The 14,048-nt window shown below is 56.8% G+C and carries 15 protein-coding genes; 10 read left to right on the forward strand and 5 right to left on the reverse strand.

Annotated elements, in window-relative coordinates; translation table 11 throughout:
* Positions 1 to 43: 43 nt before the first annotated feature.
* Positions 44 to 2,467, reverse strand: a complete 2,424-nt coding sequence (gene plsB / locus M989_RS14955) for a glycerol-3-phosphate 1-O-acyltransferase PlsB (RefSeq protein WP_064546642.1) — start codon at positions 2,465 to 2,467, stop codon at positions 44 to 46.
* Between the two features lie 128 nt (positions 2,468 to 2,595).
* On the opposite strand from plsB, the gene M989_RS14960 reads away from it, so the two are divergent.
* From M989_RS14960 to M989_RS14975, 4 genes are all read left to right on the forward strand, one after another.
* On the forward strand, positions 2,596 to 2,964 hold the full coding sequence (locus tag M989_RS14960) for a diacylglycerol kinase (RefSeq protein ID WP_064546644.1): 369 nt from the start codon (positions 2,596 to 2,598) through the stop codon (positions 2,962 to 2,964).
* A 99-nt stretch (positions 2,965 to 3,063) separates the two neighbouring features.
* Positions 3,064 to 3,672, forward strand: a complete 609-nt coding sequence (gene lexA / locus M989_RS14965) for a transcriptional repressor LexA (protein WP_064546646.1) — start codon at positions 3,064 to 3,066, stop codon at positions 3,670 to 3,672.
* A 68-nt stretch (positions 3,673 to 3,740) separates the two neighbouring features.
* A complete protein-coding gene (gene dinF, locus M989_RS14970; protein ID WP_064546648.1) occupies positions 3,741 to 5,060 on the forward strand; it encodes an MATE family efflux transporter DinF in 1,320 nt (439 codons plus the stop codon).
* Positions 5,061 to 5,186: 126 nt separating this feature from the next.
* The gene (locus M989_RS14975; RefSeq protein ID WP_064546650.1) at positions 5,187 to 5,396 is read left to right on the forward strand and encodes a CsbD family protein; all 210 of its coding nucleotides are present in this window, start codon (positions 5,187 to 5,189) and stop codon (positions 5,394 to 5,396) included.
* Between the two features lie 53 nt (positions 5,397 to 5,449).
* On the opposite strand, the gene zur is transcribed toward M989_RS14975, so the two are convergent.
* Positions 5,450 to 5,965, reverse strand: coding sequence for a zinc uptake transcriptional repressor Zur (gene zur / locus M989_RS14980; protein ID WP_064546652.1), 516 nt, complete (start codon positions 5,963 to 5,965; stop codon positions 5,450 to 5,452).
* Between the two features lie 125 nt (positions 5,966 to 6,090).
* Here zur and M989_RS14985 point away from each other — a divergent pair, with 125 nt between their 5' ends.
* On the forward strand, positions 6,091 to 6,579 hold the full coding sequence (locus M989_RS14985; protein ID WP_064546654.1) for a cupin domain-containing protein: 489 nt from the start codon (positions 6,091 to 6,093) through the stop codon (positions 6,577 to 6,579).
* 172 nt (positions 6,580 to 6,751) lie between these two features.
* Positions 6,752 to 7,999, forward strand: coding sequence for a conjugal transfer protein TraF (locus M989_RS14990; RefSeq protein ID WP_064546656.1), 1,248 nt, complete (start codon positions 6,752 to 6,754; stop codon positions 7,997 to 7,999).
* Positions 8,000 to 8,095: 96 nt separating this feature from the next.
* Here the strand turns inward: M989_RS14990 and M989_RS14995 are convergent, their stop codons facing one another.
* On the reverse strand, positions 8,096 to 8,431 hold the full coding sequence (locus M989_RS14995; RefSeq protein ID WP_240492969.1) for a type II toxin-antitoxin system HicB family antitoxin: 336 nt from the start codon (positions 8,429 to 8,431) through the stop codon (positions 8,096 to 8,098).
* The gene (locus M989_RS15000; protein ID WP_064546658.1) at positions 8,428 to 8,691 is read right to left on the reverse strand and encodes a type II toxin-antitoxin system HicA family toxin; all 264 of its coding nucleotides are present in this window, start codon (positions 8,689 to 8,691) and stop codon (positions 8,428 to 8,430) included. The genes M989_RS14995 and M989_RS15000 overlap by 4 nt, the downstream gene beginning before the upstream one ends.
* A 137-nt stretch (positions 8,692 to 8,828) precedes the next feature.
* On the opposite strand from M989_RS15000, the gene dusA reads away from it, so the two are divergent.
* Complete coding sequence (gene dusA, locus M989_RS15005) at positions 8,829 to 9,827, forward strand: tRNA dihydrouridine(20/20a) synthase DusA (RefSeq protein ID WP_064546660.1); 999 nt, start codon at positions 8,829 to 8,831, stop codon at positions 9,825 to 9,827.
* Between the two features lie 141 nt (positions 9,828 to 9,968).
* A complete protein-coding gene (gene pspG / locus M989_RS15010; RefSeq protein WP_064546662.1) occupies positions 9,969 to 10,208 on the forward strand; it encodes an envelope stress response protein PspG in 240 nt (79 codons plus the stop codon).
* Positions 10,209 to 10,380: 172 nt separating this feature from the next.
* On the opposite strand, the gene M989_RS15015 is transcribed toward pspG, so the two are convergent.
* The gene (locus M989_RS15015; protein ID WP_064546663.1) at positions 10,381 to 11,364 is read right to left on the reverse strand and encodes a quinone oxidoreductase; all 984 of its coding nucleotides are present in this window, start codon (positions 11,362 to 11,364) and stop codon (positions 10,381 to 10,383) included.
* A gap of 66 nt (positions 11,365 to 11,430) precedes the next feature.
* Here M989_RS15015 and dnaB point away from each other — a divergent pair, with 66 nt between their 5' ends.
* Together dnaB and alr are read left to right on the forward strand one after the other, a co-directional pair.
* Positions 11,431 to 12,846 carry a replicative DNA helicase gene (gene dnaB / locus M989_RS15020; protein WP_064546665.1) on the forward strand — a complete coding sequence of 472 codons (1,416 nt, stop codon included), beginning with the start codon at positions 11,431 to 11,433 and terminating at the stop codon, positions 12,844 to 12,846.
* Between the two features lie 47 nt (positions 12,847 to 12,893).
* Positions 12,894 to 13,973: an alanine racemase gene (gene alr / locus M989_RS15025; RefSeq protein ID WP_064546667.1), complete on the forward strand. Its 1,080-nt coding sequence runs from the start codon at positions 12,894 to 12,896 to the stop codon at positions 13,971 to 13,973.
* The last annotated feature ends 75 nt before the right edge of the window (positions 13,974 to 14,048 follow it).

A 14,048-nucleotide genomic window follows, 5' to 3' on the forward strand; every position in this document is an offset into this window, starting at 1 on the left:
ATATGCAAAAAAAAGGCGAATATAAATATTCGCCCTTAATCTTTTACGCCTCTTCCTGCGTCACGCTTTCTATCGTCAAACGCACGTCCGAGGTAATCAGGCCCGCCATCATCTGGTAAACCTTCATCGTCTCTTCCGGCTCGGCGTCGCCGCTGTCGCTGATATAGCCTTCATCGCGCAGGGTTAACACCAGCGACGAGAACACCGCTTTATCGAAGAACTCCGGCGAGTTGATGCCGTGCAGCACCGACAGGCGCTGCGCCAGCGTACGGCTCTCTTTCTCCAGCGTACTGCGGTTCATCGACGGGTTGCCGCTCAGCAGCCAGAAGGTGATTGCGTAGCGTTGCAGCGTTTCACGTGCGCCTGCAGCCAGCAGTTGCAGCGTGCGGGAGTGCGATGCGTTGATGCGCAGCTCGCCGTTTTGCTCGCTAATCAGCGCCTGACGCGACATTTCGGCGATCAGCGTATCGATGACTGCCGGTAGCTCTTCAGGCGTCCAGCGCAGGAACAGCTCGGCTTTCAGCATCGGATACAGCGTCTCGATCATACTCAACACCTGGTCGCGGGAGATCTGGCGATGTTGAGTCATGATGGTGGCCAGCAACGACGGCATAATCAGCATGTGCGCGATGTTGTTGCGGTAGTACGTCATCAACACCGCCTGCTCGCGCGGCAGAATGATGATGTCGCCGATAGTGTCTTTCTCAACTTCGAACTTATTCATCTGCAGCGCGTGGTCGATAAGCTCGCTGGCGGAGGCTTTTGGTGCAGTAGCATCCGGCGCGTACGGCGCGTTACGCATTAACGCCAGGTAGCACTCCAACTGCTGCGTCAGCTGTTCGCGGGTCAGCGAACGCTGGCGAGAGGCCAGCAGCGCGGTGCAGCACAGGTTCATGGCGTTGGCGGCACCGGCGTTGTTAATGCGCACCATCAGCTCACCTGCCAGTTTATTGACGGTCGGCGTCAGCCACGCCGGGCGTACGGCTTCGATCGGGTCGATCGACTCGCGCCACTCCGGCACGTGGTGATTCAGGTAGTTCATTAACGGCATCGGTTCGCCGAAGTTGACGTAGCCCTGGCCGAGATTACGCAGCTTGCTCAGCCCGCGCAGCATCTGCGGCAGGCTCTCTTTCTCTTTCGTTGCGCCGCGCAGCTCTTTGGCGTAGGTACCCACTTCCATCACGTGCTCGTAGCCGATGTAAATCGGCACTAACGTAATCGGGCGAGTACCGCCGCGCAGCATCGCCTGAATGGTCATCGACAGGGTGCCGGTTTTCGGATCCAACAGACGACCGGTACGGGAACGCCCGCCTTCCACGAAGTATTCAACGGAGTAGCCGCGGCTAAACAGTTCGCCGAGGTATTCGCGGAACACCGTGGAGTAAAGCTTGTTGCCCTTGAAGGTACGGCGAATGAAGAACGCGCCCAGACGGCGGAAAATCGGGCCGGCAGGCCAGAAGTTCAGGTTGATACCTGCGGCAATGTGCGGCGGCACCAGCCCCTGGTGATAGAGCACGTAAGAGAGCAGCAGGTAGTCCATATGGCTACGGTGGCAGGGCACGTAGACGATTTCATGGCCGTCGTGCGCCAGCTGGCGTACGCGCTCGGCGTTATGGACATTAATCCCCTGATACAGACGGTTCCAGGTAAAGCTGAGGATACGGTCGGTCAGGCGAATCATCTCATAGGAGAAGTTAGCCGCAATCTCTTCCATCAGCGCAATAGCGTTCTGCTGCGCTTTCTCGTGCGAGATTTTCTTACTGCGCGCTTCGTCTTCTACCGCCTTCGCGATGGCTTTCGATGCCAGCAGCTTTTTGAACAGGTCATGACGTGCCGGCAGACGCGGGCCAACCGCCGCCAGACGCTGACGTGCAAAGTGCATACGCGCGACGCGCGCCAGCTTCTGCGCAATGATTTTGTCGGTGCCGTGTTCGTCGGCCATGCGGCGCAGCGAAACGGACGGCGAGAAGCGCACGAAGCTATCGCGGCCCAGCCAGGAGACGGCGAAGAATTTCTGGAAGCCGTTGAGCATTCGCAGCGGTGGATTCTCTTCGCCTTTCTCTCGGCCCGGTGAACGCCCGAACATCACGGAGACCGGCACCATTTGCACATCCAGGTCTGGATTGCTGCGGTGCAGATCGAGGTAGTCGTGGAACAGCTTGATCGACTCTTCTTTCGGCGTGTAGTAGGTGAACACGCGCGGGCCGCCGTGGATAAACACGTAGCGCGGCAGCAGGGTGCCGTCGATTTCCAGCGGTTCAAGCGGATCGGGTAAATCATGCGCCAGACATTGGGCGCGCAGCGTCAGTAGGTCGGCCTTAGAGTTATAAGGCAGGACGTACATAATAGGACGCGAGGTATCAAGCCCCAATTCCTGTGCAGGTTCTGCGGGAATAGACTTGCTTTTTACCAGTACGCTTAATGGTAAATTCAGTAATTTGTAGTAAATTCGTGGCCAGCCGGACATAAACGATGTAAAGCCTCTGGTTAATCATGCAAATGCGCGGCAAGAATATCAGAAAGTCAGCAGAATTTCTGTTCTACCGCTTCATAACACGCATTGTCATTGACGTAATAACAAAAAAGGTTCTTGAGATGGCCAATAATACCACCGGGCTCACCCGAATCATCAAAGCAGCGGGCTATTCCTGGAAAGGATTTCGCGCGGCGTGGATTAACGAAGCCGCATTCCGCCAGGAGGGGGTCGCGTCGGTGCTGGCGATTATTATCGCCTGCTGGCTGGATGTCGACGCCATCACGCGCGTGCTGCTCATCGGCTCCGTCCTGTTGGTGATGATAGTGGAAATTCTCAATAGTGCACTGGAAGCGGTGGTGGACCGCATCGGCTCCGAATACCACGAGCTGTCCGGGCGGGCAAAAGACATGGGGTCGGCGGCGGTGCTGCTGGCGATTTTCGTCGCGCTCATCACCTGGGGCACGCTGCTGTGGGCGCATTTCCACTAAAGCTGTGAAAACTGCCTGATTTCGTGCGTTTTATGGTTTCAAAATAAACACTAGCTGTATATACTCACAGCATAACTGTATATACACCCAGGGGGCGGAATGAAAGCGTTAACGACCAGGCAGCAAGAGGTGTTTGATCTCATCCGGGATCACATCAGCCAGACGGGCATGCCGCCGACGCGTGCGGAAATTGCTCAGCGCTTGGGGTTCCGTTCCCCAAACGCGGCTGAAGAGCACCTGAAAGCGCTGGCGCGTAAAGGTGTCATTGAGATTGTCTCCGGCGCTTCTCGCGGTATCCGCCTGCTGGTGGAAGAAGAAGAAGGTCTGCCGCTGGTAGGTCGCGTCGCGGCGGGCGAACCGCTGCTGGCCCAGCAGCATATCGAAGGCCATTACCAGGTTGATCCGTCGCTGTTCAAACCGAGCGCCGACTTCCTGCTGCGCGTTAGCGGCATGTCGATGAAAGATATCGGGATTATGGACGGCGATCTGCTCGCGGTGCATAAGACTCAGGATGTACGCAACGGCCAGGTCGTGGTCGCACGTATTGACGAAGAAGTGACGGTAAAACGCCTGAAAAAACAGGGTAACGTCGTCGAACTGCTGCCGGAAAATAGCGAATTTAAGCCGATCGTGGTCGATCTGCGTCAGCAGAATTTCTCCATTGAAGGGCTGGCCGTTGGCGTTATCCGCAACGGCGAATGGCTGTAAAAACGCCCCCTCTCTAATGGCTGCGATACATCCGCTATCGCAGCCTTTTTTCGTTCTGGTTGATACCCATGTCGCTACTCACTTCCGCTGATAAAGCGCTGTGGCGCCTTGCGCTACCGATGATCTTCTCCAACATTACCGTACCTCTTCTGGGTCTGGTCGATACCGCCGTGATCGGTCACCTGGACAGCCCCGTCTATCTGGGCGGCGTCGCCATCGGGGCGACGGCGACCAGCTTCCTGTTTATGCTGCTGCTGTTTTTACGCATGAGCACAACCGGCCTGACGGCGCAGGCCTTTGGCGCGAAGAACCCGCAGGCGCTGGCCCGCGCGCTGGTGCAACCGTTGATGCTGGCGCTGGGCGCCGGGCTGCTGATCATTGTGTTTAAAACCCCGCTGATTAATCTGGCGCTGTCTATCGTCGGCGGCAGCGGTGAGGTGTTAGAACAGGCGCGGCGCTTCCTCGCCATTCGCTGGCTCAGCGCGCCTGCTTCCCTGGCGAACCTGGTCCTGCTGGGTTGGCTACTGGGCGTGCAGTACGCGCGCGCGCCGGTAGTGCTGCTCGTGGTGGGGAATGTGCTGAACATTGTGCTCGACCTGTGGCTGGTGATGGGGCTGCACATGAACGTGCAGGGCGCGGCGCTCGCCACCGCGATTGCCGAATATGCGACCCTGCTGGTCGGGTTGGGGATGGTGCGCAAAGTGATGGCGATGCGCGGCATCTCCTGGGCGATGCTGAAAACCGCCTGGCGCGGCAACATCCGCCGCCTGCTGGCGCTCAACCGCGACATTATGCTGCGTTCCCTGCTGTTACAGCTGTGCTTCGGCGCGGTCACCGTCTTTGGCGCGCGGCTCGGTGGTGAAGTGGTGGCGGTGAACGCGGTGCTGATGACGATGCTCACTTTCACCGCCTATGCGCTGGACGGCTTCGCTTATGCGGTAGAGGCGCACTCCGGCCAGGCGTATGGCGCGCGCGATGGCAGTAAACTGCTTGAGGTCTGGCGCGCCGCGTGCCGTCAGGCGGGTGTCGTGGCGCTGGCTTTTGCGCTGGTATACGCCGTGTTTGGCGAAAATATCGTCGCGTTACTTACCTCGCTGCCCGAACTGCAGCAACTGGCCGATCGTTACGTGCTGTGGCAGGTGGTGCTGCCGGTGATTGGCGTCTGGTGTTATCTGCTGGACGGCATGTTTATCGGCGCCACGCGAGGCGCCGAGATGCGCAACAGCATGGCGGTTGCCGCCGCCGGTTTTGCGCTGACGCTGCTGGCACTGCCGGTACTCGGCAACCATGGGCTGTGGCTGGCGCTGGCCGTTTTCCTCGCGCTGCGCGGCCTGTCGTTGGCATATATCTGGCGACGCCACTGGCGAAATAACAGCTGGTTTTCCTGATGTGATGGTTAAAGATTCCGAATAGTGAATCATGCTCAGAATGACTGACTACAATTAACCTCACGCTTAGCGAAAAAGAGTTCACACTCTCTCGCTATTCATTCACTGACGATCGAGGATTCAATGATGAATAAAGACGAAGTCGGCGGTAACTGGAAGCAGCTTAAAGGTAAAGTGAAAGAGCAATGGGGCAAACTGACCGATGATGACATCACGGTGATCGAAGGTAAACGCGATCAGCTGGTCGGTAAAATCCAGGAACGTTATGGATACGCAAAAGATCAGGCGGAAAAAGAGGTGGATAGCTGGGATAAACGGCACAACCACCGCTGGTAACGCACTCCTCCTGCCCATGCGTACAGGGAGGTACGCTCCACATTAATCCCGCGTTAGCGGGATTTCTTTTTAGTATGAATCGTATGGTCGTGATGGCAGTGCTCATGCGCGCGACAGGCTTCAACTTCCACGCAGGCGGAACACAGCCCGTGCGCTTCAATGACGTTGTGGCGCAGCGCAAAGCCCATCTTCGCGGCCAGCGTATGCATGATGTCCTCTACCCCTTCCGCACACTCTTCTTTCACCACGCCGCAGCGATCGCAGATGAACATCGCGGAGGTATGAGTCGGCTGATCGAAAAGGTGGCACAGTACGTAGCTGTTGGCAGACTCGACCTTGTGCACAAAGCCCTGCTCGAGCAGAAACTCCAGCGCGCGGTAGACGGTTGGCGGCTTGGCCTGCGGCTCTTTCTCGCGCAGTAGATCCAGCAGGTCATAGGCGCTAATAGCCCCTTCCTGCAGACTCATCAGGCGCAACACTTCCAGACGTTGCGGAGTCAGGCGCACGCCGCGTTGCGCGCACAGCTTTTCAGCTTGCGCTAACAGTTCTTGCGTGGTGGTCTTATCCATTGGCGTCCTCAGGTCACGGGGAAATGAGCCTCTACTTTACCATGTTATGCCGGAAACGCCGAGTTTCCACAGGTGTGCTATAGCTGTGTTATAGCAGGTGTACTTCACACTCAGGATGAAAAATAATGAAAAGACCCGACTGTATTCGCCATTGGCACGACGTTGAAGGACCCGATGACTCAACCTATCCCGACAGCGATGAACGCTTCTCTATCGGCGCGCCGCTAGCCCGCGCGCTGGGGCTGAGACATCTTGGTATTCACCACGAACGCTTGCCGCCAGGCCGCCGCACGTCCTACCCGCACGCTGAAAGCGACGAAGAGGAGTTTATCTACGTGCTGGAAGGCTACCCACAGGCGTGGATCAACGGCTATTTATGGAAGCTGGAACCGGGCGATAGCGTAGGCTTTCCGGCCGGAACGGGCGTCTGCCATACCTTTATCAACAACACGTCAGAAGAGGTTCGTCTGCTGGTGGTGGGGGAGGCTAATAAGAAACATAACCGGATTTACTATCCGTTAAATGCGTCGTACGCCGTTACGCGCGACGATCGCTGGGTTGACCATCCGCCGCAGTTTTTTGGCCCGCACGATGGAAAACCTGGGCGAAATTAGTCTCTTCTTCTATAAAGATTAGAGTGCTTATTAAAAATAACGATAACCGAAGAAAATTTCAGTTAGGGGAACAAGACGCTTTTTCCCTCCCTATTCACAGCAACGGTTCGTCTCCATCCAGGCGATAACGGGTGGAGGGTTGTTTCATTACAGACAATAAGACGAGCAAACTGTGAATAAAAAAGACAAATTTTCGCTGATGGGGGTGGCTGTCTCCTTTTTTGTGGCGGGACAGGCAGGGGCTGCAAATGGTTGGTCGGAAGCACGTAACGACGCGATGGGCGGCACGGGCATGGCTTCGGCGAACTACGGCAGCGGCGTGTTAATTAACCCGGCGCTGCTGGCAAAGGCAAAACCGGACGACGATATCACGCTGATTGTGCCGTCAATTGGCGCGCAGATCTCCGATAAGGACGATCTGCGCAACAAAATCGGCGACATCAGCGATGATGTCCAGCGCTATAGACGAGTGCTGAGCACCATTAATCTTGCCGATCTCGCCAATCCGAACAGCGCGGCATCCCGACAGGTGTCTGCTGCGGCGGGCGATCTTGCCAATCAACTCTCCGCCCTGAAAGGGAAGACCGCTAATGCCAAAGCCGGAGCAGGGCTGGCGGTCAGCATTCCAAACGACGTGCTGGCGGTCGCTTTTGTGGCAAAAGCGAATGCCCGGGCGAGGGTTAGCTCGTATATCGATCAGGGGGATATCGATCTCCTGCGCGGCGTCCAGTCGGTTCCGGCGACGGCGTTGGCGGTTAATCCACAAGATCTTAAGTCCAAAGGTTATGGTCGTGCGGCGATTGTCTCCGACTACGGCGTGGCGATTGCTCGCCAGTTTGATGTCGGCGGCGTACCGGTTTCGCTGGGCATTACGCCAAAACTGCAACAAACCTGGCTCTATAACTACACCGTCTCGATTTACAACTTCAGCAGCGACGACATCAACAGCAGCCGCTATCGCAACGATGATACCGGCTTTAACGTTGATGCCGGGATGGCCGCAGATTTTGGCGATAACTGGACGGTGGGATTGAGCGGGCAAAACCTCTTCTCGCGCGATATCGACACCAAAGAGGTGGCTGGCGTACGCGATACGTATCAGATTCGCCCGCTGGTGACCGCTGGCGTGGCCTGGCATACCGATTTCCTGACGTTAAGTGCCGATGGCGATTTGACGGAGACCAAGGGCTTTAAAAGTGAAGACACGTCGCAGTATGTGGGTGTTGGCGCAGAAGTGCGCCCGCTGGACTGGCTGGCGGTGCGCGCCGGTTACCGCGCTGACGTGAAAAACAACGACAGCAACGTCTTTACCGGCGGCGTTGGCTTTGCGCCGTTTAACCGGGTGCACGTCGACCTGATGGGCCTTTATGGTGAGGATCAAACCTGGGGCGCAGGCGCCCAGTTGAGCGTCACGTTCTAACCACCGACCTTGTAGGCCGGATAAGGCGTTTACGCCGCCATCAGGCAATCTGCTCTGGATTGCCTGATGGCGCTGCGCTTATCTGGCCTACACCGGCTAACCGTGGGCCGCTCTGGAAAGCGTATCGTTAATCCACTGATTGACGCTCTTGCCAGAAACTTCTGCGGCGATATTGATGGCCGAATGCACTTCGGGAGAGATGCGCAGGCTGATTTTGCCACTGGCCGGACGAAGGGGTTCACGCCCTTGCTCTTTGCAGTAAGCAATATAATCATCCACCGCCTCTTCGAAGGCTTTACGCAGGTCTGTTACGTTATCGGCGTGGAAACCAATAACATCTCTGATCCCCGCAACGCGACCGATAAAGCACATGTCTTCGTCACTGTAATCGATTTTTGCGGCATAGCCTTTATACGTCATGGTATTCATCATGGAGTCACTCCTACTGCGATAAGAAATGCCATTGCATCGCGAACCTGATAAACCTTGGCTTCCTTGTCAGGATGAGGGCGATGGAATGAGGCCACCACCTGATTGATTTCGAATCGTACCCGGGATCCCTGTCCTTCTGAAACTTTTGCACCTAAAGCAATAAATAATGCTTCAATTTTTCGCCATTCCAGCGTGGCTGGCGTGGGCATTGAGAAGATCAACCGTAACGTTTTTTGGTGCCTGGCGTTGAGTGATTTCATGCCAATTAATCCTTTGTCATGTTGGCCACCGGACAAGATGATGATATCACTTTTTGATATCACAGCAAGGTGGATCGTATCCCCTCTTTGTCTGTGCTATAGTGGCCGCCCTTTTTTCGAATGCTTAAATAATCGCCATGCTGTCAGAATCTTCGACTCCCGCTTTTGCTGCTCACCGTTTCTCCATCGCGCCGATGCTCGACTGGACAGACAGACACTGCCGCTATTTCCTGCGACTGCTGTCTCAGCACACGCTGCTGTACACCGAAATGGTCACAACCGGGGCGATTATTCACGGCAAGGGCGACTATCTGGCGTATAGCGAAGAAGAGCATCCGGTGGCATTGCAGCTGGGTGGCAGCGACCCGACGGCGCTGGCACATTGTGCCGCGCTTGCGCAGGAACGCGGCTATGACGAAATCAACCTGAACGTGGGTTGCCCGTCCGATCGCGTGCAGAACGGCATGTTTGGCGCATGCCTGATGGGCAATGCCCAACTGGTCGCTGACTGCGTGAAGGCGATGCGCGACGTCGTCTCTATCCCGGTCACGGTCAAAACCCGTATCGGCATTGACGACCAGGACAGCTACGAATTCCTTTGCGATTTCATCAACACGGTTTCCGGCCGCGGCGAGTGCGATATGTTTATTATCCACGCGCGCAAGGCCTGGCTTTCCGGCCTGAGCCCGAAAGAGAACCGCGAAATTCCACCGCTGGATTACCCGCGCGTTTATCAGCTTAAAAAAGACTTCCCGCATCTGACGATGTCCATCAACGGCGGTATTAAATCGCTGGAAGAGGCGAAGGGGCATCTGGAACACATGGATGGCGTTATGGTCGGCCGCGAAGCCTACCAGAACCCGGGCATTCTGGCCTCCGTTGACCGCGAGATTTTCGGCGCCACCGATGTTGATGCCGACCCGGTGGCAGTGGTGCGGGCAATGTACCCGTACATTGAGCGTGAGCTGAGCAACGGCACCTGGCTGGGCCATATCACCCGTCATATGCTGGGGCTGTTCCAGGGTATTCCGGGCGCGCGCCAGTGGCGCCGCTATCTGAGCGAAAATGCCCATAAAGCGGGGGCCGATATCAACGTGCTGGAACATGCGCTCAAGCTGGTGGCCGATAAGCGCTAATTATTTCGCTAAAACCTGGTCAAATTCACCACGCCTCGCCTGTTTATGCGGGGCGTTTTTGTTGATAATCAATAAGTTATTTTTGGCACGTTTCTTGTAATAGTCAGCTCAGAGAAAAGAGTGATTTCCGGGAGAGCGACCATGCTGGAACTGTTATTTGTGATTGGGTTTTTCGTGATGCTATTAGTGACGGGGATTTCCCTGCTCGGCATTATCGCCGCGCTGGTGGTGGCGACGGTATTGATGTTCGTCGGTGGCCTGTTTGCTATTATGATTAAGCTACTGCCCTGGCTTATCCTGGCGGTGGCAGCGGTGTGGATCATTCGGGCGGTCAATGCCCCAAAAAATCAGTCGTACCGCGGCAATTACCGGAGGTATTGAGGGGTATGTCACAACCTCAATAATTTTGCATAAATCTCCGTAGGATTCGCGTAATAAATCTGTCACTATTGCCGCCGATAACGAATTCATCGAGCTGTACCCTACATACAGCCGAACTAAAAAAAGAAAGGGCTTCCTACGGGAAGCCCTAGTCTTTTGTGCGACCGCAACGTTATGGAATCAGCAGGCTTGAACCCTGCGTGGCCCGGCTCTCCAGAATCTCATGCGCGCGACGCGCCTCCTTCAGCGGATACTTCTGACTCTCCGCGACGTCCACCTTGATAATGCCGCTGGCGATCAGCGAGAACAGCTCGTGACTGGCCTCCTTCAGCTCGTCGTAGGTGGTGATGTAGCCGTAGAGGGAAGGGCGCGTGACGAACAACGATCCTTTCTGGTTGAGGATGCCCAAATTCACGCCGGTCACCGGGCCAGACGAGTTACCGAAGCTGACCATCAGCCCGCGGCGTTGCAGGCAGTCCAGCGACGCTTCCCAGGTATCTTTGCCAACCGAGTCGTATACCACCGGTAGCTTTTTCCCGCCGGTAATCTCTTTCACCCGTTCGGCGATGTTCTCTTCGCGATAGTTAATCACCTGCCATGCGCCTGCCTGTAGGGCACGCTGCGCTTTTTCCGCGCTGCCGACGGTACCAATGAGCTTCGCACCCAGCGCCTTGGCCCACTGGCAGGCAATCAGCCCTACGCCGCCCGCTGCCGCGTGGAACAGAAACGGTTCGCCGGGTTTGATTTCGTAGGTTTTGCGCAGCAGGTAGTAGACGGTTAGCCCTTTGAGGAAGGAGGCGGCTGCCTGCTCAAAGGAGATAGCCGCCGGGAGCAGGGCCACTTTATCCGCCGCGACGTTGTGCACCGAGCTGTAAGCACCCAGGCCGGACTGCGCATACACCACGCGATCGCCGGCTTTAACGTGTTTAACGTTGCCGCCTACCTGGCTGACCACGCCCGCGGCTTCGGTGCCCAGGCCGCTTGGCAGCGACGGCGGTGGGTAGAGTCCGCTGCGGATATAGGTATCGATGTAGTTGATGCCAATCGCTTTGTTTTCCACCTGCACTTCGTTCTCGGCAGGGGCATTGGGGGGGAATTCGACGGCGTTCAGCACTTCCGGGCCGCCATGTTTGCTAAACTCAATACGGGTTGCCATGCTTCCTCCTGAACAATTATGTGGTAATCTTTCGACCCACTCTTTATCTCGGTAATACCATTCACTATGGCAGCAAATAAACCCTTCAACAAACCGCAAGCCGAACCTCGCGTCCGCGATTTTCAGGTAGACGGGCTGAAAGTACCGCCGCACTCGATTGAAGCGGAACAATCGGTGTTGGGCGGTTTGATGCTGGATAACGAGCGCTGGGACGATGTCGCCGAGCGTGTTGTCGCAGAAGATTTTTATACTCGTCCGCACCGCCATATCTTCACGGAGATGGGGCGTTTGCAGGAGGGCGGCAGCCCGATTGACCTGATCACGCTCGCGGAATCGCTGGAGCGGCAGGGGCAACTGGACAGCGTTGGCGGCTTCGCCTATCTGGCAGAACTGTCAAAAAATACGCCAAGTGCGGCGAACATCAGCGCTTATGCCGATATCGTGCGCGAACGTGCCGTTGTCCGCGAAATGATCGCCGTGGCCAACGAAATCGCCGAGGCCGGTTTCGACCCGCAGGGGCGTACCAGTGAAGACCTGCTGGATCTCGCGGAGTCCCGCGTCTTTAAAATCGCTGAAAGCCGCGCGAATAAAGACGAAGGCCCGAAAAACATTACTGAAGTGCTCGACGCCACCGTAGCGCGTATCGAGCAGCTGTTCCAGCAGCCGCACGACGGTGTGACCGGCGTGAACACCGGCTATGACGATCTCAACAAGAAAACCGCCGGTCTCCAGCCGTCGGACCTGATCATCGTCGCCGCGCGTCCATCAATGGGTAAAACGACATTTGCGATGAACCTCGTCGAAAATGCGGCGATGTTGCAGGATAAACCGGTCCTCATTTTCAGCCTCGAGATGCCCTCAGAGCAGATTATGATGCGTTCCCTGGCGTCGCTGTCGCGCGTTGACCAGACCCGCATCCGTACCGGCCAGCTCGACGACGAGGACTGGGCGCGCATCTCCGGTACCATGGGGATTCTGCTGGAAAAACGAAACATCTACATTGATGACTCCTCCGGCCTGACGCCGACGGAAGTGCGCTCCCGTGCGCGCCGTATTGCCCGTGAACACGGCGGTATTGGCCTTATCATGATCGACTACCTCCAGTTGATGCGTGTGCCGTCGCTCTCTGACAACCGTACGCTGGAAATTGCCGAAATCTCACGTTCTCTCAAAGCGTTAGCCAAAGAACTGCACGTGCCGGTGGTGGCGCTGTCGCAGCTTAACCGTTCTCTGGAACAGCGTGCGGATAAACGCCCGGTCAACTCCGACCTGCGTGAATCCGGCTCCATCGAGCAGGATGCCGACTTAATCATGTTCATCTACCGTGATGAGGTTTATCACGAAAACAGTGACTTAAAAGGCATCGCCGAAATCATTATCGGTAAACAGCGTAACGGCCCAATCGGCACGGTGCGCCTGACGTTTAACGGTCAATGGTCGCGCTTCGATAATTACGCGGGCCCGCAGTACGACGACGAATAACAACGCTGAATCAGGTTACTCAAGCAAACACATATCAAGGAACACAAATGCAAGCGGCAACTGTAGTCATTAACCGCCGCGCTCTGCGACACAACCTGCAACGTCTGCGTGAACTGGCGCCTGCCAGCAAGCTGGTTGCGGTGGTGAAAGCGAACGCTTACGGACACGGCCTCCTCGAGACCGCGCGAACGCTCCCCGACGCCGATGCTTTTGGCGTTGCCCGTCTTGAAGAGGCCCTGCGCCTGCGTGAGGGCGGCATTACTCAGCCGATCCTGCTGCTGGAAGGCTTCTTCAACGCGACCGATCTGCCGACGATTGCCGAGCAGCACCTGCATACCGCCGTGCATAACATCGAACAGCTTGAAGCGCTGGAAACCACCGCGTTGAGCGAGCCGGTGACCGTCTGGATGAAGCTTGATACCGGCATGCACCGCCTGGGCGTGCGCCCGGAACAGGCGGAAGCCTTCTATCAGCGCCTGAGCGCCTGCAAAAACGTCCGCCAGCCGGTGAACATTGTCAGCCACTTTGCCCGCGCCGATGAGCCGGACTGTGGCGCCACCGAGCGACAGCTGGATATTTTTACCACCTTTACCGAAGGCAAGCCGGGGTTGCGCTCTATCGCAGCGTCGGGCGGCATTCTGCTGTGGCCGCAGTCGCATTTCGACTGGGCGCGCCCCGGCATTATCCTCTACGGCGTATCGCCGCTGGAGCAGAAGCCGTGGGGGCCGGATTTCGGCATGCAGCCGGTAATGTCGCTCACTTCCAGCCTGATTGCCGTGCGCGAACACAAAGCGGGTGAGCCGGTTGGCTACGGCGGCACCTGGGTCAGCGAACGCGATACCCGGCTGGGCGTGGTGGCGATGGGCTACGGTGACGGCTACCCGCGTGCCGCGCCGTCCGGTACGCCGGTGCTGGTGAATGGCCGCGAAGTGCCGATTGTTGGCCGCGTGGCGATGGACATGATCTGCGTCGATTTAGGCCCGCAGGCGCAGGACAAAACCGGTGATACGGTCATTCTGTGGGGCGAAGGTCTGCCGGTTGAACGCATCGCGGAAATGACGAAAGTGAGTGCTTACGAACTTATTACGCGCCTGACCTCGCGGGTGGCGATGAAGTATATCGATTAAGCCTGTAGCGTGCCGGATGGCGCTTGCGCTTATCCGGCCTACATCACTATATCGCGCATTGTCCGTAGGCCGGAT

Source organism: Kluyvera georgiana ATCC 51603, from assembly GCF_001654985.1.
Lineage (GTDB): Bacteria > Pseudomonadota > Gammaproteobacteria > Enterobacterales > Enterobacteriaceae > Kluyvera > Kluyvera georgiana.

Coding starts and splice junctions, on each gene's coding strand:
- dinF (WP_064546648.1), top strand. CDS start 3,741: ATGTCGCTACTCACTTCCGCTGATAAAGCGCTGTGGCGCCTTGCGCTA.
- M989_RS14985 (WP_064546654.1), top strand. CDS start 6,091: ATGAAAAGACCCGACTGTATTCGCCATTGGCACGACGTTGAAGGACCC.
- M989_RS15000 (WP_064546658.1), bottom strand. CDS start 8,691: ATGAAATCACTCAACGCCAGGCACCAAAAAACGTTACGGTTGATCTTC.
- plsB (WP_064546642.1), bottom strand. CDS start 2,467: ATGTCCGGCTGGCCACGAATTTACTACAAATTACTGAATTTACCATTA.
- dusA (WP_064546660.1), top strand. CDS start 8,829: ATGCTGTCAGAATCTTCGACTCCCGCTTTTGCTGCTCACCGTTTCTCC.
- M989_RS14995 (WP_240492969.1), bottom strand. CDS start 8,431: ATGATGAATACCATGACGTATAAAGGCTATGCCGCAAAAATCGATTAC.
- lexA (WP_064546646.1), top strand. CDS start 3,064: ATGAAAGCGTTAACGACCAGGCAGCAAGAGGTGTTTGATCTCATCCGG.
- M989_RS14960 (WP_064546644.1), top strand. CDS start 2,596: ATGGCCAATAATACCACCGGGCTCACCCGAATCATCAAAGCAGCGGGC.
- pspG (WP_064546662.1), top strand. CDS start 9,969: ATGCTGGAACTGTTATTTGTGATTGGGTTTTTCGTGATGCTATTAGTG.
- alr (WP_064546667.1), top strand. CDS start 12,894: ATGCAAGCGGCAACTGTAGTCATTAACCGCCGCGCTCTGCGACACAAC.
- M989_RS14975 (WP_064546650.1), top strand. CDS start 5,187: ATGAATAAAGACGAAGTCGGCGGTAACTGGAAGCAGCTTAAAGGTAAA.
- zur (WP_064546652.1), bottom strand. CDS start 5,965: ATGGATAAGACCACCACGCAAGAACTGTTAGCGCAAGCTGAAAAGCTG.
- M989_RS15015 (WP_064546663.1), bottom strand. CDS start 11,364: ATGGCAACCCGTATTGAGTTTAGCAAACATGGCGGCCCGGAAGTGCTG.
- dnaB (WP_064546665.1), top strand. CDS start 11,431: ATGGCAGCAAATAAACCCTTCAACAAACCGCAAGCCGAACCTCGCGTC.